Source organism: Pseudomonas sp. R15(2017), from assembly GCF_002112685.1.
GTDB classification, from domain to species: domain Bacteria; phylum Pseudomonadota; class Gammaproteobacteria; order Pseudomonadales; family Pseudomonadaceae; genus Aquipseudomonas; species Aquipseudomonas glycinae.
Map to the genome: position 1 here is coordinate 150,818 of NZ_NEII01000003.1, position 20,502 is coordinate 171,319.

A 20,502-nucleotide genomic window follows, 5' to 3' on the forward strand; every position below is an offset into this window, starting at 1 on the left:
CATGAACGATCACAACAACAATATTCAGTTGGAAACCGCCATGACCACGACCACCATGACCATGATCCAGGCCCTGCGCTCGGCCATGGATGTGATGCTTGAGCGTGATGACAACGTGGTGGTGTTCGGCCAGGACGTCGGTTACTTCGGCGGCGTGTTCCGTTGCACCGAAGGCCTGCAGACCAAGTACGGTACTTCGCGGGTGTTCGACGCGCCGATTTCCGAGAGCGGCATCGTCGGTGTCGCCGTGGGCATGGGCGCTTATGGCTTGCGTCCGGTGGCCGAGATTCAGTTCGCCGACTACGTGTACCCGGCGTCCGACCAGATCATTTCCGAAGCCGCCCGCCTGCGTTATCGCTCGGCCGGCGAATTCACCGCGCCGATGACCCTGCGCATGCCCTGCGGCGGCGGCATCTACGGCGGCCAGACCCACAGCCAGAGCATCGAGGCGATGTTCACTCAGGTCTGTGGTCTGCGCACCGTCATGCCTTCCAACCCGTACGACGCCAAAGGCCTGCTGATCGCCTCCATCGAAAACGATGACCCGGTGATCTTCCTCGAGCCAAAACGCCTGTACAACGGCCCGTTCGACGGCCACCACGACCGCCCGGTGACCCCGTGGTCGAAACACCCGCAAGCCCAGGTGCCGGACGGTTACTACACCGTGCCGCTGGACGTTGCCGCGATTACCCGTCCGGGCAAGGACGTAACTGTGCTGACCTACGGCACTACCGTGTACGTGTCGCAAGTCGCTGCTGAAGAAAGCGGCGTTGACGCTGAAGTCATCGACCTGCGCAGCCTGTGGCCGCTGGACCTGGAAACCATCGTCAAATCCGTGAAGAAAACTGGCCGTTGCGTCGTGGTTCACGAAGCCACCCGCACCTGCGGTTTCGGCGCCGAACTGGTGTCGCTGGTGCAAGAGCATTGCTTCCATCACCTGGAAGCGCCGATCGAACGCGTCACCGGTTGGGACACCCCCTACCCGCACGCGCAGGAGTGGGCGTATTTCCCTGGGCCGTCCCGAGTGGGCGCGGCGCTGAAACGGGTCATGGAGGTCTGAATGGGCACGCACGTTATCAAGATGCCGGACATCGGCGAAGGCATCGCAGAAGTAGAACTGTCGCAGTGGCACGTCAAGGTCGGCGATCTGGTCGTTGAAGATCAGGTGCTGGCGGATGTGATGACCGACAAGGCGATGGTCGACATTCCGTCGCCGGTCCACGGCAAGGTCATTGCGCTGGGTGGTCAGCCGGGCGAAGTGATGGCGGTCGGCAGTGTGCTGATCAGCATCGAAGTGGAAGGCGCCGGTAATCTGAAGGAGTCGGACAAACCGGCGCCTGTTGCAGCTAAAGAAACACCTGTCGCACCCAAAGTTGAAGCTGTCGTTGAAAGCAAACCCGTCGCGCCCCGAACGGCTCCGGTTTGCCAAGGCCCGATGGTTGCCCGCGAAGCCAATGAGCGCCCGCTGGCCTCGCCAGCCGTGCGCAAACACGCGCTGGATCTGGGCATTCAATTGCGTCTGGTGCGCGGTTCCGGTCCGGCCGGTCGCGTGTTGCACGAAGACCTCGACGCCTATCTGGCGCAGGGTCAGTCGAATGCTTCGGCGCCGGTCGCCGCTGCGTACACCCAGCGTAACGATGAAGAACAGATTCAAGTGATCGGCATGCGCCGCAAGATTGCCCAGCGCATGCAGGACGCCACCCAGCGTGCTGCGCACTTCAGTTATGTAGAAGAAATCGACGTCACCGCGATTGAAGAACTGCGTGCCCACCTGAACGAAAAACATGGCGCCAGCCGTGGCAAGCTGACCTTGCTGCCGTTCCTGGTGCGCGCACTGGTCGTCGCCCTGCGCGACTTCCCGCAGATGAACGCCCGTTACGACGACGAAGCCCAGGTCATCACCCGCCTCGGCGCGGTGCATGTCGGCGTCGCCACCCAAAGCGACGTCGGCCTGATGGTGCCGGTGGTGCGTCACGCCGAAGCGCGCAGCCTGTGGGACAGCGCGGCGGAAATCTCGCGCCTGGCCAACGCCGCCCGCAATGGCAAGGCCAGCCGCGATGAACTGTCCGGCTCGACCATCACTCTGACCAGCCTCGGCGCCCTTGGCGGCATCGTCAGTACCCCGGTGCTGAACCTGCCGGAAGTGGCCATCGTCGGCGTGAACAAAATCGTCGAACGTCCGATGGTCGTCAAAGGCCAGGTGGTGATCCGCAAGATGATGAACCTCTCCAGCTCCTTCGATCACCGCGTGGTCGACGGTATGGACGCGGCGCTCTTCATCCAGGCCATTCGTGGTCTGCTCGAACAACCCGCGACCCTGTTTGTGGAGTGATGGCATGCAATCTCTGAACACCACGCTGCTGATTATCGGCGGCGGTCCCGGCGGTTACGTGACGGCCATTCGTGCCGGGCAACTGGGCATTTCGACCATTCTGGTCGAGGGTGAATCGCTGGGCGGCACCTGCCTGAACATCGGCTGCATTCCGTCGAAAGCGCTGATCCATGTGGCCGAGCAGTTTCACCAGACTCAACATCACAACCAGCATTCGGCACTGGGCATCAGCGTTTCGGAGCCTACCCTCGACATCACTAAAAGCGTCGAGTGGAAGGACGGCATCGTTGATCGCCTGACCACCGGCGTCGCCGCGCTGCTGAAGAAGAACAAGGTTCAGGTCATCAACGGCTGGGCCAAGGTCATCGACGGCAAGACTGTGGAAGTCGGCGACACCCGCATCCAGTGCGAGCATCTGGTGCTGGCCACCGGTTCGAAAAGCGTCAATTTGCCGATCCTGCCGATTGGCGGGCCGATCATATCGTCCACCGAGGCGCTGGCGCCGAAGTCGGTGCCGAAACGCCTGATCGTGGTGGGCGGTGGTTACATCGGTCTGGAATTGGGCATTGCCTATCGCAAGCTCGGCGCCGAGGTCAGTGTGGTCGAGGCGCAGGATCGGATCCTGCCGGCCTACGACGCCGAACTGACTCAACCGGTGCACGACGCGCTGAAGCAACTGGGCGTGAAGCTCTACCTCAAGCACAGCGTGCTGGGTTTCGACGGTACGTTGCAGGTGCGCGATCCGAACGGCGACACGCTGAATCTGGAAACCGATCAGGTGCTGGTGGCCGTCGGTCGCAAACCCAATACCCAGGGCTGGAACCTCGAAGCGCTGAACCTGGACATGAACGGTTCGGCGATCAAGATCGACAGCCGCTGCCAGACCAGCATGCGCAACGTCTACGCCATCGGCGACCTGAGCGGCGAGCCGATGCTGGCCCACCGCGCCATGGCCCAGGGCGAAATGGTCGCCGAGCTGATCAGCGGCAAGACCCGCGAATTCAACCCGACCGCCATCGCTGCCGTGTGCTTTACCGACCCGGAACTGGTGGTCGTCGGCAAGACGCCGGACGAGGCCAAGGCGGCGGGACTTGATTGCATCGTGTCGAACTTCCCGTTCGCGGCCAATGGCCGGGCGATGACACTGGAATCGAAAACCGGCTTCGTGCGGGTGGTCGCTCGTCGGGACAATCATGTGATTGTCGGCTGGCAGGCGGTCGGTGTCGGGGTCTCGGAATTGTCGACCGCGTTCGCGCAAAGCCTGGAAATGGGCGCGCGACTGGAAGACATCGGCGGCACCATCCATGCGCACCCGACCCTGGGTGAAGCGGTGCAGGAAGCGGCGTTGCGTGCGCTTGGGCACGCTTTGCACCTGTAACTCTCGGTCGCAGATCGTTCCCACGCTCTGCGTGGGAATGCCTCCACGGACGCTCCGCGTTCGGCTGTTGGGACGCGGAGCGTCCCGGGCTGCATTCCCACGCGGAGCATGGGAACGATCAAAGGCAGAGATTTCGGGCTGCGAAACCGCTCAAGAATGAAGTATTGTTGTGCCCATCCAAAAAAACGTCAGAAGCCTTGAACCGCTTCGGCGGTTGTTCAGTGATAGAGGGTGTCATGGGTAACGAAAGCATCAACTGGGACAAGCTGGGTTTTGACTACATCAAGACCGACAAACGCTATCTGTCGTACTTTCGCAACGGCGAGTGGGACAAAGGCACCCTGACCGAAGACAACGTGCTGCACATCAGCGAAGGCTCCACTGCCCTTCACTATGGCCAGCAATGCTTCGAAGGCCTGAAGGCCTATCGTTGCAAGGACGGCTCGATCAACCTGTTCCGTCCCGACCAGAACGCCGCGCGCATGCAACGCAGCTGCGCCCGCCTGCTGATGCCGCATGTGTCTACCGAGCAGTTCATCGAAGCGTGCAAGGAAGTGGTTCGCGCCAACGAGCGTTTCATCCCGCCTTACGGCACCGGCGGCGCGCTGTACCTGCGTCCGTTCGTGATCGGCGTGGGTGACAACATCGGCGTGCGTACCGCGCCTGAGTTCATCTTTTCGGTATTCGCGATCCCGGTTGGCGCCTACTTCAAGGGCGGCCTGACCCCGCACAACTTCCAGATCTCCAGCTACGACCGCGCCGCGCCACAAGGCACCGGTGCCGCCAAGGTCGGTGGCAACTACGCGGCCAGCCTGATGCCAGGCTCCCAGGCCAAGAAAGCGCACTTCGCTGACGCCATCTACCTGGATCCGCTGACCCACAAGAAGATCGAAGAAGTCGGTTCGGCCAACTTCTTCGGGATCACCCACGACAACAAGTTCGTGACCCCGAACTCGCCATCGGTACTGCCGGGTATCACCCGTCTGTCGCTGATCGAACTGGCCAAGTCCCGTCTGGGCCTGGAAGTGGTCGAAGGCGACGTATTCATCGACAAGCTGTCGGACTTCAAAGAGGCCGGCGCCTGCGGTACTGCGGCGGTGATCACCCCGATCGGTGGCATCAGCTACAACGACCACCTGCACGTATTCCACAGCGAAACAGAAGTCGGCCCTGTGACCCAGAAGCTCTACAAAGAGCTGACCGGCGTGCAGACCGGCGACGTCGAAGCGCCAGCAGGCTGGATCGTCAAGGTTTGACCTGACGGCCAGATGCACAAAAGCCCCCATCGAGTGATCGATGGGGGCTTTTTTATTCGTTTGGCTCGGTGGCCTTCATGGCAATCCGCTTGCCCGCGCGACCGGCAATCCCGCTCGCCTGTCCGTTCTGCTGCTTGCCCATTCGCGCCTGGGTAATCAATCCGGGAATCAGCTCTCCTTCCGGCAGGTTCTTCCAGAACCGCGTCGGCAAATGCCCTTGCATGACCTTCTCGTTCAACCGCGCCGGGTTGAAGATGTGGCTGTAGTACGTCAGCCACAAGTCACCGTGGGGGTCGTCGACGTTCTGCGCCAGTTGCTGCCACTCCAGCGGACACTGACGTTCATGGATCAGTTGTTCACCATCGTAATAAACCCCATCGCGGGGCGTGGCGATCAGCCAGCGATGCCGGCCCATGCGTCCGATGAAGTGTTCGCTGGCACTGTGCAGAATGTCGTGGGCCGGCTCGTGCCACGCGACGTATTGCGGGCCCGGCAGCTCTGGCGGGCGCTCGATGAAGCGCACGAACGCATGCAGATGATGGGCTTCGCGCTGCACCTGCTTGATCCGCCGCTGCAACTCGCTGCCCAGCTTGTCGCCGGCCATCATTGCCGTGCGGTCGCCGTGGCTGACTCGCCACAGCACTTCATACAGCAAACTCCAGCGCTGATCGCCACGGTATCGCGACGCTTGTTCCAGGGTGTCGAGCAACGCACGCGGAATCCGCGCCTGAAACGGTCCCTGCCCCTCGGGCACCGACACGTCACTGGCAAACAGATCACTCACGCCTTCCGACGCCCAGCTCACCAGACTCGGGTCGATTTCATGGCTGAGCAGCCAGCGCGCCTGTTGGCGCCAGGTGTCGAACAGGTCGTCGCAGTCGAGGTTGATCATCCCCACAGCCCCATCTGTTGCGGCATTGGTCGGTCGCGCAATTGCTGATAAAGCATCTGGCTGGTGACTTCCGCCTGCTGAGGGTGGTAATCGCTGGTGATGATGAACGGCTTGGCTTTGGCCAGCACACAGCGCATGCGCGCCACGTCTTCGTAGCGAATGCGCCGCTGCCGACGCAGTTCCACCAGACGTTCGGTGGTGCGCAGGCCAATGCCGGGGATGCGTGAAATCAACGCCGGTTCGGCGCGATTGAGATCCAGCGGAAACACCTCACGATTCTGCAGCGCCCAGGCCAGTTTCGGGTCGATGTCCAACGCCAGATTGCCCGGCCCCTGAAGCAATTCACCGGCGGTATAGCCATAACCGCGCAACAGAAAATCCGCCTGATACAAGCGGTGCTCGCGCATCAGTGGCGGTGCGGCCAGCGGTACGCTTTTCGGGCTGTCGGGAATCGGGCTGAAGGCCGAGTAATAGACCCGGCGCAGACGGAAGTTGCCGTAGAGCGCCTGAGCGCTGTGCAGGATGGTGCTGTCGTCAGTGTCATCGGCACCGACGATCATCTGCGTGCTCTGCCCGGCCGGGGCGAACTTCGGGGCACGGGGTTCGTTGAGCACGGTCTGCACGCCGGTGTAGATCGTGTTCATCGCCTGTTTGATCGAGCCGATCTGCTTCTCCGGCGCCAGGGTTTGCAGGCTGGCATCGGTGGGCAATTCGATGTTGACGCTCAGGCGATCGGCGTAACGCCCGGCCTCTTCGATCAGAGCGGGATCGGCGTCAGGAATGGTCTTGAGATGGATGTAGCCACGGAACTCATGATCTTCGCGCAACAGCTTCGCGACACGCACCAGTTGCTCCATGGTGTAGTCCGCCGAACGGATGATCCCCGAGCTGAGGAACAACCCGCTGACGCAATTGCGCCGGTAGAAGTCCAGGGTCAGCGTCACCACTTCCTCGGGCGTGAAACGCGCACGGGGCACATCGCTGGAGCGGCGGTTGACGCAGTATTGGCAATCGTAGAGACAGAAGTTGGTCAGCAGAATCTTGAGCAGCGACACGCAACGCCCGTCCGGCGTGTAGCTGTGGCAGATGCCCATGCCATCGGTCGACCCCAGCCCGGTCTTGCCTTCGGAACTGCGCTTGGGCGCGCCGCTGCTGGCGCAGGAGGCGTCGTACTTGGCGGCGTCGGCGAGGATGCTGAGCTTGTCGATGATTTGCATGGCAGGCACTCGATACTGTTCACATATACAGTATAGAGAGCGGTTGGCTCATACAAGGCGCAACGCCGCTCTTCGTCGGAATGTCATGCCACAGCAGTCAGGTCAATTTGACTCAAGCGCAGTCAGATTGACTCGATGTAACAAAGGTCATAATGACTATCAAACCTGCGCAGCCCTTGATATTAAAGGCTCTCCGGCATGGCCCGAAAATTGACCGGTTCCCCGTAGCCATTTGGCTGAAGACCAAAAACGGGAGTCGAACATGGATCATATTTTTCAGGGCAAGATTGCCGTCATCACCGGCGCCAGTTCGGGCATAGGCCTGGCCGCTACCGAGCGTCTGCTGGATCAAGGCGCACGCGTGTTGGCCATGTCGCGAAAGCTCGGCCCACTGGCCGAACTGCTTGAGCGGTATCCGCAGCAACTGGTCTGGCATCCCGGCGATGTCACTCAAGCCTCTGACCTTGCCTCCTTGGCCGAGCAAGCTGCACACATCGGTCCGGTAAGCTTCGTGGTGCCCAACGCCGGTATCGCAGAACTGGCCGACGGACTCGACAGTTCGGCGTTCGATCGCCAATGGGCAGTAAACGGCGCCGGCGCCCTGAACACCTTGGCCGCCCTGCGCCCGCACCTTGCAGGCAAGGCGTCAGTGGTGTTCATCGGTACTTTTCTGGCCCAAATCAGTTTCGCGGGACTGGCCGCCTACATCGCGTCAAAAGCGGCGTTGATCGCCCATGCCCGAACCCTTGCGGTCGAGCTGGCACCCCATGGCGTGCGCATCAATTGTGTCTCCCCCGGCCCGACCGCAACGCCGATCTGGTCAACGCTGGGCCTGAGTGACGAAGCGCTCGGCGACGTCGCCCAAGGCGTCAACAAACGACTGTTGGGCGGACAATTCCTGGAACCTGCGGCGGTGGCCGACGTCATTCTTTTCCAGCTGGGCAATGGTGCTCGCGGCGTCATCGGTCAGGATTGGGTGGTCGATAGCGGATACACCTTGAGCTAACGCGCATGCAGCGATCCGGGCGTGGAATCCGTCAGCTGGCGGCCTGACGATTCCCGCCCGGCCCCAGGCAAAACCAGTCCCCAGCGCGACGCCAGTTCCCGACGCCCCTGCACCGTCAACGTCAGTGCCCGACTGTCCAGATCCTGCGTCACCCATTTGCGCTTCAACGCGGTCTGCAACAGCGACGCTCCAAGTGATCCACCCAGATGAGGCCGACGCATGCTCCAGTCCAGGCACGGGCAGGCAAAGCGTCGGCGCAAGGTCGACAGATCCCTGACCTCAACCCCCAAGCCTTCGAACAGCGCTTCTCCACTCTCGCTCAAGCGGTACGCCTGCTCATCGGTTTCCACCAGCCAACCACCCTCCAGCAACCGGTCATGCAGCAGCACTGCCAGCGTGCCGGCCATGTGGTCGTAGCAAGTACGGGCGAATTGCAGGCGATCCGGTGTGTGGGGTTTGAAGGCCGGCGCGGGGTTCTGTCCGATCACCATCAGCGCTTCGAGGGCCTGGGCCACACGCTTGTCGGCGAGGCTGTAATAACGATGGCGGCCCTGCACATGCAGGCGCACCAGCGCCAGGTCCTTGAGCTTGGCCAGGTGTGCGCTGGCGGTCGAGGCGCTGACGTCGGCGAGGCTCGCCAGCTCCGTGGCGGTGCGGGCGTGGCCGTCCATCAGCGAACACAGCATTTTGGTCCGCGCCGGTTCCGCGATGGCGGCGGCCACTTGCGAGACGCCGATGTCTTGATGTGCTGCGTGCATATTTCGCTCCCGGACGAATCATCGCTCTCAAGGACTGGAGATAGTAGCAACACTTCCCCCACCGACAAGGTTGCGATCCATGGACCCGATCATCGCTGCGACTCACGCCGATCCCTACCCCTACTACGCCGAACTGCGCGCGGCGGGCGGGCTGACCTTTCATCACGGACTGAAACTGTGGGTTGCCAGCAGCGCCCGCGCGGTGTGCGCGGTGCTGGCGCATCCGGATTGCCGGGTGCGTCCGGTGCAGGAACCGGTGCCCAAAGCCATCGTCGATGGCATGGCGGGCAAGGTGTTTGGCCTTTTGATGCGTATGAATGACGGCGAAGCTCAGCGCTGCCCGCGTTCGGCCATCGAGCCGCCGCTGGGATTGATTGATCGGGAAGAAGTCAGCGATCTGGTGTCCGCGCGGTTGATCACGAACGATGCCGACGGCCTCTATAAAGCCATGTTTCGCGGCCCGGTGTGCGTGGTTGCATCGCTGCTCGGGTTCACCCCGGCGCAGGCGCGGGTCATCAGTGAACTGACGGCGGATTTCGCGGCGTGTCTGTCGCCGTTGAGCAATGACCTGCAACTGGCGGCAGCCCATCGGGCGGCGGAGCAATTGCGCGGATACTTCATCGAATTGCTGGCGGATCCGAATCCGTTTCTCGCCGACATTCGCCAGCGTTTTGTCGGCAATGAGGACGTGCTGCTCGCCAACCTGATCGGCCTCTGTTCGCAGACGTTGGAGGCTACCGCCGGGTTGATTGGCAATGCGCTGGTGGCGCTACAGCGGCAGCCTGAATTACACAATGCGTCCTTAGATTCGCTGCTCGCCGAAGTCCAGCGTTTCGATCCCTCGGTACAGAACACCCGTCGATTTGTGGCGAAAAGCTGCGAAATCGACGGCGTGCGGCTGGAAGCCGGCGACGTGATTCTGGTGCTGCTGGCCTCGGCCAATCGAGACCCGGCACTGAATGAAAACCCGGATTGCTTTATGGTGGATCGCCCGAACCGACGCAGCTTCACGTTCGGCAGCGGTCGGCATCAATGTCCCGGACAGACGCTGGCAATGACGATCGCCAGCGCCACGCTCACCGAAATCCTCGCCCACAACATTGATCCGGGAAGATTCGCGTGGCACTACCGGCCTTCGCTGAATGGACGAATTCCGATGTTCAGCGAGGTGCAGCCTTAAGCGTTGCGCAATTCGATGGTCAGGTGCGAAAGTTCATGCACAGGCGCCAGGCGCTCACGGATCGCGTCGGCAGTCACGCCCGCCACCGCGACCACACTGACAATCGCCGCCCGCGCCTGTGGGCCGACCTGCCAGACATGCAAATCGCTGATGCGCACATCATCGGAGGTTTCCAGCAGTTCGCGGATCTCCTCGGCCACGGGTTCATCGGTGGTGTCGAGCAACACGGCGGCGCTGTCGCGCATCAGGTTCCAGGCCCATTTGGCGATGACGATGGAACCGACGATGCCCATCACCGGGTCCATCCACACCCAGCCCAGATAGCGCCCGGCCAGCAGCGCGGCAATCGCCAGTACCGATGTCAACGCGTCCGCCAATACGTGCACGTAGGCTGAACGCAGGTTGTTGTCGTGATGGTGGTGATGACGATGATCGTGGCTGTGGTCGTGACTATGGCCGTGGTCGTGATGGCTGTGGTGACCGGCCAGCAGAAAAGCGCTGAGCAGGTTGACGCCCAGGCCGACCACGGCAATCAAGGTTGCTTCGCCGAACGCCACACTGGTTGGCTGGAACAGACGGAAAACCGATTCCCCGGCAATCCCCAGCGACACCAGCCCCAACACCATCGCCGAGGCAAAACCCGCCAGATCACCGACCTTGCCGGTGCCGAAACTGTAGCGTCGGTTGTTGGCGTTACGCCGGGCAAAACCATAGGCTGCCGCCGCGATGCCCAAGGCGCCGGCGTGGGTCGCCATATGGAAACCGTCGGCCAGCAATGCCATGGAACCGGTGAGATAACCGGCGGCAATTTCGCCGATCATCATCACGAAAGTCAGCACCACCACCCACAGGGTGCGGCGGGCGTTTTCATCGTGCGAAGCACCGAGAAACTGATGGTTGTGGGAAAAGTCATCAACCTTGAGGGTCATGATGTCGGCGCTCACTTGGAATATCGGCGGATGGCCAGCAGCAACTCTTCCACGCCCTGGGCGCGGGCTTCGTCGCTGAGGTCGGGACGGGCGACATGCTCGCGGGCGTGGGCCTCGATGAACTGCTCCATCAAGCCATTGACCGCGCCGCGAATCGCCGCCATCAGGTGCAACGTCTTGGCACAATCGGCCTCGGATTCCAGCGCTTTTTCAACAGCCTGAACCTGCCCGGCAATGCGCCGAACCCGGTTGAGCAACTCGCCTTTGTGTTCATGCGTGTGCGACATACCTATACCCCCTACCCCTATATAACGAGCATGGTCGCTGTTCCGATCGGAAGGGGCAAGGCCTGTTTGGGATTGGAGGACAAACGGATGACTTCAGCCTACGCATACCCCTGTGGGAGCGAGCTTGCTCGCGATGGCGGACTGAAAAATGACGCATCATTTTGCCCCCATCCGAGAGGCTACATCGCCTTGCGCCTTTGCCTACAACTACGCCAGAATCCGCCGGCTTGTGCGGTTTTGAGGGCGTCGGTAACTTGGTTCGCGTCACTGAATGGTCAGTGATCGGGTTTAGTCGCTCGATGATTTCTCAAAACTTTACATGTGCTCCAGACAGTCAGGTGACCTTCATCTGCACTCTATGGCGGCTGTGTGCAGGGCACCCTCGGGTGCGCCGGTTTTGGGAAGTCGCCGGTCGACTAACCTGCGTACAGCTGCCACCTTTTCGTTTAGTCGCGAGGTGGTGTCGGCATCACTTTGAGGCTTTCCCGAATGTTCAAATACGTCCCCGATCCACCCGAAACAGACAAACCCAACGAATCCGATCCGGCCTCGCCCTACGCCTCCGCCGATTCCAGAAAACTCCACGAAGCCGCCGAGCGCGCCCTCGACCATTACCTGAAACCCACCGCCCCGAAACAACACTGCCCCGGCCGCATGTTCCTGGTCGCCCCCGACCTGGATCAGCATGCCCTGCTGGCCCACGCCTGCGAATCGATGACTTCGGCCAGCGTGATGCTCAGCGACTTCGCCGCGCTGCTGGACCCGCCCTACCGCAACACTGTGCTGGGCATCGCCCAAGTTGTGATGTGTGGCGAACTGGCTGTGAACCGGGCGCTGGACACTCTCGATGCCACGACCTGAGGAACACCCATGGAAAGCAAATCCGATGCACACATCATCGCCGCCCTGATCTCCATCGGCCTCAACGAGAAAGACAGCCAATGGGCCCAGAAAGCCTGTCTGCTACTGCTCGAGAGCGAACGGAAATCCATTGTCAGCGCCGCCCTCACCGCCCTCGTCCAGATTGCCCGCGACCATGGCGAACTGGACCGCAACCGCCTGCTGCCGGCACTCACCAGCGTAAAGCGCCGATTCCCAAGCCTGACCGGCACGATTGCCGCGACGCTGGATGAGATCGCGATGGCTGCGTAACACCTGGGGTACAAGGCAAGAAAAAACCCGCTGTCTCCGTGAAGGGAGGCAGCGGGTTTTTATGACTTCAGCAATGAAACGGTCATCAATCCTCCCGCGTCAAAACCTCAAGCAACTCAATCTCGAACACCAGATTCGAATTCGGCGGAATCTTGCCCATCGTCCGCTCGCCATAACCCAGATGCGCCGGCACCAGCAGTTTGCGCTTGCCGCCAACCTGCATCCCCATGATGCCCTGATCCCAACCCTTGATCACCCGACCGGTGCCGATCACGCACTGAAACGGTTTGCCCCGGCTCCAGGACGAATCGAACTCGGTGCCGTCTTCCAGCCAACCGGTGTATTGGGTGGTGATCAACGCGCCTTTGACGGCGGCTTTTCCGTCTCCGGTCTGAAGATCGATTATCTGCAGTTCATCATTCATAACATTCACTCTATTGTTCCGCTGGCCGCCGTTTTCCCAGAAATACCGGCCATTGGCAACCGTTTGACCCTACGTCGGCCGTGATGGATGATGGCCACCCGCTACCAATCCTGATCGATACGCCATGACAGCGACGCTTGAATGACTCAACTCTGGATCAGCTTCGCCATTGTCATTGTGCTGTTGGTCGTGATCGCCGTTCTGATCCGGCGAGTGCGCGCGCTTCGTCAGCAACTCGCCGAGTATCGCGAACTGCTCACCCGCGCCGCCGAGGGCCAGAACATCCGTCAGGATGGCGACGCCGACCGCTTCAAGCGCAGCCAGTATTTTGCGCGGATCGGCACTTGGGATTGGGAAGTCGACACGGATCGACTCTATTGGTCCGACGCAATATTCGGCATGTTCGGCTTCAAGATCGGCGAAGTGACGCCCTCCTACGCGCTGTTCTGTTCCTGCGTACACCCCGATGACCGCGCCAGGGTGCGCGCGGGGGAATTGCGATGCCTGGAGACCGGCGAAAACCACGACGAGGAGTACCGCGTGGTCTGGCCCGACGGCACGATTCGCTGGCTGCGGGAAACCGGCAATGTGGTGCGCAACGATCACGACGCGGTGATCAAGATGATGGGCGTGGTGCGCGACATCACCGAAGAAAAGGCCTCGGCCAGCTACCTCCAGCACCTCGCTCATTTCGACCCGCTGACCGGCCTGCCGAATCGGCTGGTACTGGAAGAGCGGCTATCGGAAGCACTGGAACATGCGCGCATGACCGAAACGCGGGTAGCGTTGGTGTTTATCGATCTCAACGGCTTCAAAGCGATCAACGACCGCTACGGTCACGCCGCCGGCGACCGCGTTCTCATCACCACCGCCACGCGCCTGAAACGCATCCTGCGGGTCAGCGACACCGTCGCGCGCATCGGCGGCGATGAATTCGTGGTCATTCTGCAAGGCCTCGCCCCCGGCCTGAACCTGCAGGACGAAGCGCGCAGCATCTGCCAGAAGATCTTCATCGAACTGTCCCCGCCCATTCCCATCGGCAACGACCAACGCCACATCGGCACCAGCCTCGGCGTCGCCGTCTTCCCCGACCACGCACCGACCATGGACCGGTTGCTGCACATTGCGGATCTGGCGATGTATGAGGCCAAGCGCAGTGGGAACAATCAGTATCGATTGGGTGGCGGGCAGACGCTGAGTCATGGCCGGGCTGATTGAGCCCGACGCTATTTCTCCACCGGCTGAATCGCCACAATCGTCCCGTTGGTGATCATCACCATCACATATTTATCGTTGATCTGTACCCACTGCGCCTGCGGTTCCGGCTGCTTGAGGCCTTTCTGTTTCCAGTTTTTGATGGCTTTTTCGCTGCGCTGGTAAATGTCCGGGGCGCGGTCGTTGACGTTCAGTTCGCGGTTGCCGGTCGGTGATTGTTCGACAGTGTCGTTCGAGGTTTGCGCCGCTTGAACGAGGGGGCTGATCCCGGCGATGCTGGCGACGAGGGCCAGGCTGGCGATTAGGGTCTTGTTGTTCATCGGTGAACCTCCTTCAGATGTGTGATACCTGAACTCCGACTGCGAGGTTCGGGAATCATTCCTTGTTTATTGATGGACGTTGAGATTGTAGCCACGCTCCGGAACGCGATCCGGGCTAACCCGCCACCGGGCCAATACAGTCAACAGCATCCATTTGCGATAAGATCGCGCCCGCCCTCGCCGAGTGAACAAGGACATCACTGTGAAAATCTACCTCATCGTCAATCTGGTATTGCTTGCGCTTCTGGGGCTCTACGCTGTCAATCTTTTCAATAAGCTCGTTGCCCGGCGCAACGAGATCAAAAACGCATTTGCCCAGGTCGAAGTGCAGCTCAAACGCCGCTATGACCTGATCCCCAATCTGGTCAGCATCGCCAAGGGTTATCTGGCCCATGAGCGCGAAACCCTTGAAGCCGTAATCGCCGCACGCAATGCCGCCGTGGCCGGACTTGAGGCTGCACAGGCGAAACCGGGCAGCGCCCAGAACATCGCGCAATTGGGGCTGGCGGACAGCGCACTCAGCAGCGCGGTGGATCGCTTGAACCTGACGCTGGAGGCTTATCCGGAACTCAAGGCCTCGCAGAACATGCAACAGCTGAGCGAAGAGCTGAGCAGCACCGAAAACAAAGTGAGTTTCGCGCGCCAGGCGTTCAACGATGCGGTGATGGCCTACAACACGCTCAAGCAGAGCTTTCCGGCAGTGCTGCTGGCGGCCAGTTTTGGCCATCGCGAGGATGCGGTTCCGTTGAAGTTTGCCGATACGCTGGCCATCAAGACCGCGCCCAACGTTTCTTTCTGATTGCTGCTCTCCATGGATGGCCCGATGAATTTTTTTGAACGACAAACCCAGGCCCGAAACCAAACGTCACGGCTGGTTTACCTGATGATTCTGGCGATTGTCATGCTGATCGGGATGACCAGCCTGCCCTTCGTCTTCAATGGTTTTGAGGATTACCTGAGCGGGACCGGCACGCTGGCGGATGCGCTACTGGCAATGGCCGTTATCGCATTGTTCATCAGCAGCATCGTGGTGATTGGCGGTCTGCTGAAATATCGACAGCTGCGCGCGGGCGGCAAGGTCGTCGCGGAGAAACTGGGTGGCCGCCTGCTCAACGGCAATGCGCACACCCTGGACGAGCAACGGTTGATGAACGTCGTCGAAGAAATGGCAATTGCCTCCGGCACCCGCGTGCCATCGGTATATCTGCTACAAGACGAAAGCATCAACGCCTTCGCGGCCGGATTTACACCGGAAGACGCGGCCATTGGTGTGACCCGTGGCGCAGTGAAACTACTGACTCGAGAAGAACTGCAAGGGGTGATCGCCCACGAATTCAGTCACATTTTCAACGGGGACATGCGCCTCAACACGCAACTGGTGGCGGTGGTGCACGGCCTGTTGGTGCTGGGGCTGGCTGGCACTTACATACTGGCCAGCCTGCTCAAGCGCGACAAACGCGACGTGCGATTGATGCTGGTGGTTTTTGCGCTCGGTGCCGCACTGTGCGTGGCCGGGTTTATCGGGAATCTGTACGGCAATCTGATCAAGGCCGCAGTCAGTCGTCAGCGTGAGTTCCTCGCTGATGCCAGCGCGGTGCAGTACACGCGCAATCCGCAAAGCATTGTCGGTGCCCTGAAAAAAATCGGCGCCCATAAACAAGGTTCCGTCATCAACTCCCCCCGTGCCGCCGAATTCAGTCATTTGTTCTTCAGCACAGGCGGCTCAGGTTGGCTGAGCCGGATGTTTGCGACCCACCCTGATCTGAGCGTGCGGATTCGTCGGATCGATCCGCAGTGGGACGGGAGTTTTACGACGGCTGCCGCAGCGGGCAAACCGGTGCCTGATCAGATGGCGGCAACGGCGGATTGATTCAGACTCCACGTCCACGGATGGCTAGATGAATTTCTTTGAACAACAGTGCCGGGCCAAACGTCGCTCGGTGCAGCTCGTGATCCTGATGTTTCTCGCCGGACTCGGCTTGATTCTTGTGTCCTTCATGCTACTGATTCTGCCGATCTCGTACGGCAAAACGCTCGAGGATCTGGCGGAAAACTGGCAGTTTTTCGCGATCATTGCAGCGCTGGTAACGGGTGTTGTGTTGCTCGGCGGGCTGGTCAAATACATCGAACTGAAAGGGGGCGGCAAAGTGGTCGCGCGCCGTTTGGGTGGTCGTCTGATCAACCATGACGCGCGGACTCTGGAAGAGCGCCGTTTGGTCAACGTGGTGGAGGAAATGGCCTTGGCGTCCGGCACCGCAGTCCCTCCCGTGTATCTGCTGCCGGATACGGGCATCAATGCATTTGCCGCCGGTTTCACCCCTCAGGATGCAGTGATCGGCGTCACTCAAGGTGCGATAAGCCTGTTGTCACGCGATGAACTGCAAGGCGTGATCGCCCACGAATTCAGCCACATCTATAACGGCGACATGCGCCTGAACACCCAACTGGTCGCGATCGTTCACGGGATCATGGTGATCGGGTTGGCGGGAAACCATCTCTTGCGCGGTCTTGAGGACACACCACACTCATCTGCCAATCGTAAGCAGCCGACCATTCTGGTCAGCATGTTTGGCACTGCGCTGTGCATTGTCGGATTCTCCGGGACGTTCTTCGGCAACCTGATCAAGGCTGCAGTCAGCCGGCAACGCGAATTCCTGGCCGATGCGACCGCCGTGCAATACACCCGCAACCCCGACAGTATTGCCGGGGCACTGAAGAAAATCGGCGGATACAAAATGGGCTCGACCCTCAAGGCCGCCCGTGCCGCCGAGTTCAGCCACCTGTTTTTCGGCCCTGGCACTTCCAGCTCTCTTCTGCTCTCGGGCCATCCGGATCTGCGTGAACGCATTCGCAGGATAGACCCTGACTGGGACGGGACTTTTGTGAACATCGCCGCACCAGCGCAAGACTCGATGGTAGCCAGAACCGTGCAGGCAGCGACGCCAAAACAGCTGCCATAGCACGCCATTGATCTGCATAGCACATCAATCCATGCCAACAATGCAATTAACAAATCGATCCCTGCGCGCCACTATCCGCCCCAATAAGAACCGTGCGCCGCCTCCCCGTCGCGCACGTCATAAAAGCGGTGGAGTACTTTTCTATGACAGCCTCAATCCCACACGGCGGCTCGCGGGCCGGCGCCATTTTCCGGGTGACCTCGGGTAACTTCCTCGAACAGTTCGACTTCTTTCTGTTCGGTTTCTACGCCACGCAGATCGCGGCGGTGTTCTTTCCGGCGAGCAGTGAGTTCGCGTCCCTGATGATGACTTTCGCAGTGTTCGGCGCAGGCTTTTTGATGCGTCCGCTGGGGGCCATCGTGCTCGGCGCGTACATCGATGACGTCGGTCGGCGCAAAGGTTTGATCGTGACGCTGTCGATCATGGCCAGCGGCACGATATTGATTGTGCTGGTGCCCGGATACGAAACCATCGGCCTGTTTGCCCCGGCGCTGGTGTTGATCGGAAGGCTGTTGCAAGGTTTCTCCGCCGGTGCGGAACTGGGCGGAGTTTCGGTGTATCTCTCCGAAATCGCCACGCCCGGTCGCAAAGGCTTTTTCACCGCCTGGCAGTCGGCCAGTCAGCAGGTGGCCATCGTCGTCGCCGCTGCGCTGGGTTATGGCTTGAACCAATGGATGGCGCCGGAAGCGGTCGCCGATTGGGGCTGGCGGATTCCGTTTTTCGTCGGCTGCATGATCGTTCCGTTCATCTTCTTTCTGCGACGCAATCTGGCGGAAACCGAAGAGTTCGCCGCTCGCAAACATCGTCCAAGCATGAAGGAAGTGTTCCGCACCCTCGGTCAGAACTGGGGCGTGGTGCTGGGCGGGATGCTGATGGTTGCCCTGACTACCACTGCGTTCTACCTGATCACCGTGTACGCACCGACCTTCGGCAAAACCGTGCTGCACCTGAGCACATCCGATGCGTTGCTGGTGACGTTGCTGGTGGGCGTTTCCAACTTCTTCTGGCTGCCGATTGGCGGTGCATTGTCCGATCGCGTCGGCCGCCGTCCGGTGCTGATCGCCATGGCGCTGCTGGCGCTGGCCACCACGTATCCAGCGCTGTCGTACCTGGTGCAGGCGCCGAGCTTCAGTCACATGCTGCTGTCGCTGTTGTGGCTGTCGTTTATCTACGGCCTGTACAACGGCGCGATGATTCCCGCGCTGACCGAGATCATGCCGGTGGAAGTGCGAGTGGCCGGTTTCTCCCTGGCCTATAGCCTCGCCACTGCCGTGTTCGGCGGATTCACTCCAGCGATGTCGACCTTCCTGATCCAGTACACCGGCGACAAAGCCGCACCGGGTTACTGGATGAGCATTGGCGCGCTCTGCGCATTGGGCGCGACGCTTTATCTGTATCGCCGGGCCGGCGGTCGTCTGCAACCTGTTACTGCCTGAGAACATCACCATGAAAAAATTGTTTACCGTTTCCGCCCTGCTCGCCGGTCTTGCGTTCAACGTTGCGGCGCAGGCCGAAGAACTGCGGGTCATGACTTCCGGCGGTTTCACCGCCGCCTACAAGATCCTCGGACCAAAATTCGCCGCCGCCACCGGCAACACGCTGGACACCCAACTCGGCCCGTCGATGGGCAAGGCGCCGGAGGCAATCCCCAATCGCCTCGCCCGTGGTGAAAAGGCCGACGTGGTGATCATGGTCGGTTACGCCCTCGATGACTTGATCAAACAAGGCAAGGTCGACCCGGCGTCGCGGGTGGAGCTGGCGGATTCGCGGATCGGCCTGGTGGTGCGCGAGGGCGCGCCGAAACCGGACATCAGCAACGTCGACGCCCTGAAGAAAACCCTGTTGGATGCAAAATCGGTGGCCTACTCCGACAGCGCCAGCGGCGTGTACATCGAGCAGCAATTGTTCAAGAAACTGGGTATCGAAGATCAACTGAAACCGAAGGCGAAGATGATCCCGAAAATCCCGGTGGGTTCGGTGGTCGCGACCGGCGACTATCAACTGGGCTTCCAGCAGGTCAGCGAATTGCTGCCGGTGCCGGGGGTGAGTTTTGTGGCGAAGATTCCGGAGTCGGTGCAGTCGGTGACCCGATTTGCAGCGGGCATTCCAGTGGGTGCGCAGCATCCGCAGGAAGCCAAGGCGTTGCTCGCTTATCTCGCCGCACCCGCCGCCCAGCCTGACGTGCAGGCCACCGGTCTGGATTCGGTCAAGCGCTGACCGTCGGCGGCTGGACTTTCATTTCCACCACCAGCCGCTCCAGTTCCAATGCCGCCGGGGTCAGCGTACGACCCCGGCGTTTGATGATGCCGACGCTGCGCATCACTTGCGGATCGGTCAGCGGCACCCGCGTCAGGATCGGATGATCCGCCGCCGGCATCGCCATCAATGGCACCGCTGCCACCCCCAATCCCGCTTCCACCAGACCGATCATGGTCGTCACATGCCGCGTCTCGCAGATGCTCGGGCGCTGCGGCACCACTTTCGCCAGCGCTTGATCGAGCAAAAAGCGATTGCCCGATGTCTTGTCGAGCGAGATGTAATCCTGCCGGTAGAACTCGTCCCAGGTGACGCTGCTGCGCCCGGCCAGCGGATGATCGCGGCGACAGGCGACTACGTAGCTCTCCTGCACCAGCGGCTCGAAATCCACGCCCGCCTCCTGGGTACCCATGAAACTCAGACCGAAATCCGCCTCGCCGTTGACCACCGCGCTCAGCACATCGTGGGCGCTGGAGTCGAGGACTTTGACTTTGATTCGCGGAAACTGCCGGTGATAACGGGCGACGACGCTCGGCATGAAGTAGTACGCCGCCGACGGCACGCAAGCGACGGTCACGTGGCCCTGCCGATTCGAGGCGACCTCACTGATGCCGAGCAACGCGACGTCCAGATCGTCGAGCAAGCGTTCGACGCTGGGCATGAAACCGCGTCCGGCCTGGGTCAGGCTGACCTTGCGCGTGGTGCGCTCGAACAGCTTCACGCCGAGAGCGTCTTCGAGCTTTTCGATGCGCCGGCTCAGGGCCGGTTGCGACAGGCGCACGGTGTCGGCGGCCTTGCGGAAACTGCCCTGCTCGACCACGGCGCGAAAGGCTTGCAGGTCATTGAGGTCGAAGTTGATGGCCATGAAAGACTCGAAGGAATTGATTCGTTGAGGTTATAAATGTAACCAATTGATGCAAATTATTACAGAAGCACATCT

Annotated in this window: 22 protein-coding genes; 14 read left to right on the plus strand and 8 right to left on the minus strand. The window is 60.8% G+C overall.

The features are described from left to right. Position 1: 1 nt before the first annotated feature. The 4 genes from CAF77_RS07575 to CAF77_RS07590 all read left to right on the plus strand — a co-directional run bounded on the left by CAF77_RS07575 (position 2) and on the right by CAF77_RS07590 (position 4,966). Entirely contained in the window at positions 2–1,060 is a 1,059-nt protein-coding gene (locus CAF77_RS07575; RefSeq protein WP_003224000.1) for an alpha-ketoacid dehydrogenase subunit beta, read from the plus strand. Next, positions 1,061–2,332 (plus strand): dihydrolipoamide acetyltransferase family protein, encoded by a 1,272-nt coding sequence (locus tag CAF77_RS07580; protein ID WP_064380558.1) that lies wholly within the window; start codon positions 1,061–1,063, stop codon positions 2,330–2,332. A gap of 4 nt (positions 2,333–2,336) precedes the next feature. Further along, positions 2,337–3,710 carry a dihydrolipoyl dehydrogenase gene (lpdA, locus tag CAF77_RS07585; RefSeq protein WP_064380560.1) on the plus strand — a complete coding sequence of 458 codons (1,374 nt, stop codon included), beginning with the start codon at positions 2,337–2,339 and terminating at the stop codon, positions 3,708–3,710. A 236-nt stretch (positions 3,711–3,946) separates the two neighbouring features. After that, entirely contained in the window at positions 3,947–4,966 is a 1,020-nt protein-coding gene (locus CAF77_RS07590; RefSeq protein WP_064380561.1) for a branched-chain amino acid aminotransferase, read from the plus strand. A gap of 52 nt (positions 4,967–5,018) precedes the next feature. Here CAF77_RS07590 and CAF77_RS07595 read toward each other — a convergent pair whose 3' ends face one another. Continuing rightward, complete coding sequence (locus CAF77_RS07595) at positions 5,019–5,858, minus strand: TIGR03915 family putative DNA repair protein (RefSeq protein ID WP_064380563.1); 840 nt, start codon at positions 5,856–5,858, stop codon at positions 5,019–5,021. Continuing rightward, positions 5,855–7,075 carry a putative DNA modification/repair radical SAM protein gene (locus CAF77_RS07600; protein WP_064380565.1) on the minus strand — a complete coding sequence of 407 codons (1,221 nt, stop codon included), beginning with the start codon at positions 7,073–7,075 and terminating at the stop codon, positions 5,855–5,857. Before CAF77_RS07600 ends, CAF77_RS07595 begins: the two co-directional genes overlap by 4 nt. A gap of 262 nt (positions 7,076–7,337) precedes the next feature. On the opposite strand from CAF77_RS07600, the gene CAF77_RS07605 reads away from it, so the two are divergent. Then, positions 7,338–8,081 (plus strand): SDR family NAD(P)-dependent oxidoreductase, encoded by a 744-nt coding sequence (locus CAF77_RS07605; protein ID WP_064380566.1) that lies wholly within the window; start codon positions 7,338–7,340, stop codon positions 8,079–8,081. On the opposite strand, the gene CAF77_RS07610 is transcribed toward CAF77_RS07605, so the two are convergent. After that, a complete protein-coding gene (locus CAF77_RS07610; protein WP_064380569.1) occupies positions 8,078–8,839 on the minus strand; it encodes a helix-turn-helix transcriptional regulator in 762 nt (253 codons plus the stop codon). The two genes, CAF77_RS07605 and CAF77_RS07610, sit on opposite strands and share 4 nt — an antisense overlap. A 79-nt stretch (positions 8,840–8,918) precedes the next feature. Here CAF77_RS07610 and CAF77_RS07615 point away from each other — a divergent pair, with 79 nt between their 5' ends. Next, positions 8,919–10,019, plus strand: a complete 1,101-nt coding sequence (locus CAF77_RS07615) for a cytochrome P450 (protein ID WP_064380571.1) — start codon at positions 8,919–8,921, stop codon at positions 10,017–10,019. Here the strand turns inward: CAF77_RS07615 and dmeF are convergent. Together dmeF and CAF77_RS07625 are read right to left on the minus strand one after the other, a co-directional pair. Further along, on the minus strand, positions 10,016–10,948 hold the full coding sequence (dmeF, locus tag CAF77_RS07620; protein WP_064384069.1) for a CDF family Co(II)/Ni(II) efflux transporter DmeF: 933 nt from the start codon (positions 10,946–10,948) through the stop codon (positions 10,016–10,018). The genes CAF77_RS07615 and dmeF overlap by 4 nt on opposite strands. Before the next feature lie 11 nt (positions 10,949–10,959). Further along, complete coding sequence (locus tag CAF77_RS07625) at positions 10,960–11,235, minus strand: metal/formaldehyde-sensitive transcriptional repressor (RefSeq protein ID WP_011334838.1); 276 nt, start codon at positions 11,233–11,235, stop codon at positions 10,960–10,962. A gap of 489 nt (positions 11,236–11,724) precedes the next feature. On the opposite strand from CAF77_RS07625, the gene CAF77_RS07630 reads away from it, so the two are divergent. Continuing rightward, the gene (locus CAF77_RS07630; protein ID WP_064380573.1) at positions 11,725–12,096 is read left to right on the plus strand and encodes a DUF6124 family protein; all 372 of its coding nucleotides are present in this window, start codon (positions 11,725–11,727) and stop codon (positions 12,094–12,096) included. A gap of 9 nt (positions 12,097–12,105) precedes the next feature. Then, positions 12,106–12,387: a hypothetical protein gene (locus CAF77_RS07635; protein ID WP_064380575.1), complete on the plus strand. Its 282-nt coding sequence runs from the start codon at positions 12,106–12,108 to the stop codon at positions 12,385–12,387. Positions 12,388–12,472: 85 nt separating this feature from the next. Here the strand turns inward: CAF77_RS07635 and CAF77_RS07640 are convergent, their stop codons facing one another. Next, positions 12,473–12,811: an FKBP-type peptidyl-prolyl cis-trans isomerase gene (locus CAF77_RS07640; RefSeq protein ID WP_064380576.1), complete on the minus strand. Its 339-nt coding sequence runs from the start codon at positions 12,809–12,811 to the stop codon at positions 12,473–12,475. Positions 12,812–12,952: 141 nt separating this feature from the next. Between CAF77_RS07640 and CAF77_RS07645 the strand changes: the two genes are divergently transcribed. After that, positions 12,953–14,029: a sensor domain-containing diguanylate cyclase gene (locus CAF77_RS07645; RefSeq protein WP_085654267.1), complete on the plus strand. Its 1,077-nt coding sequence runs from the start codon at positions 12,953–12,955 to the stop codon at positions 14,027–14,029. An 8-nt stretch (positions 14,030–14,037) separates the two neighbouring features. On the opposite strand, the gene CAF77_RS07650 is transcribed toward CAF77_RS07645, so the two are convergent. Further along, a complete protein-coding gene (locus tag CAF77_RS07650) occupies positions 14,038–14,346 on the minus strand; it encodes an RcnB family protein (protein ID WP_064380580.1) in 309 nt (102 codons plus the stop codon). Between the two features lie 202 nt (positions 14,347–14,548). Here CAF77_RS07650 and CAF77_RS07655 point away from each other — a divergent pair, with 202 nt between their 5' ends. The 5 genes from CAF77_RS07655 to CAF77_RS07675 all read left to right on the plus strand — a co-directional run bounded on the left by CAF77_RS07655 (position 14,549) and on the right by CAF77_RS07675 (position 19,523). Continuing rightward, positions 14,549–15,145, plus strand: coding sequence for a LemA family protein (locus CAF77_RS07655; protein WP_064380582.1), 597 nt, complete (start codon positions 14,549–14,551; stop codon positions 15,143–15,145). Between the two features lie 24 nt (positions 15,146–15,169). Then, positions 15,170–16,216 (plus strand): M48 family metallopeptidase, encoded by a 1,047-nt coding sequence (locus tag CAF77_RS07660; protein ID WP_064380583.1) that lies wholly within the window; start codon positions 15,170–15,172, stop codon positions 16,214–16,216. A 28-nt stretch (positions 16,217–16,244) separates the two neighbouring features. Then, positions 16,245–17,306, plus strand: a complete 1,062-nt coding sequence (locus tag CAF77_RS07665) for a M48 family metallopeptidase (RefSeq protein ID WP_085654268.1) — start codon at positions 16,245–16,247, stop codon at positions 17,304–17,306. A 143-nt stretch (positions 17,307–17,449) separates the two neighbouring features. Then, positions 17,450–18,742: an MFS transporter gene (locus tag CAF77_RS07670; RefSeq protein ID WP_064380585.1), complete on the plus strand. Its 1,293-nt coding sequence runs from the start codon at positions 17,450–17,452 to the stop codon at positions 18,740–18,742. A 10-nt stretch (positions 18,743–18,752) separates the two neighbouring features. Next, entirely contained in the window at positions 18,753–19,523 is a 771-nt protein-coding gene (locus CAF77_RS07675) for a substrate-binding domain-containing protein (RefSeq protein WP_039767271.1), read from the plus strand. On the opposite strand, the gene CAF77_RS07680 is transcribed toward CAF77_RS07675, so the two are convergent. Then, positions 19,513–20,427: a LysR family transcriptional regulator gene (locus CAF77_RS07680; RefSeq protein WP_011334875.1), complete on the minus strand. Its 915-nt coding sequence runs from the start codon at positions 20,425–20,427 to the stop codon at positions 19,513–19,515. The two genes, CAF77_RS07675 and CAF77_RS07680, sit on opposite strands and share 11 nt — an antisense overlap. Positions 20,428–20,502 lie beyond the last annotated feature (75 nt).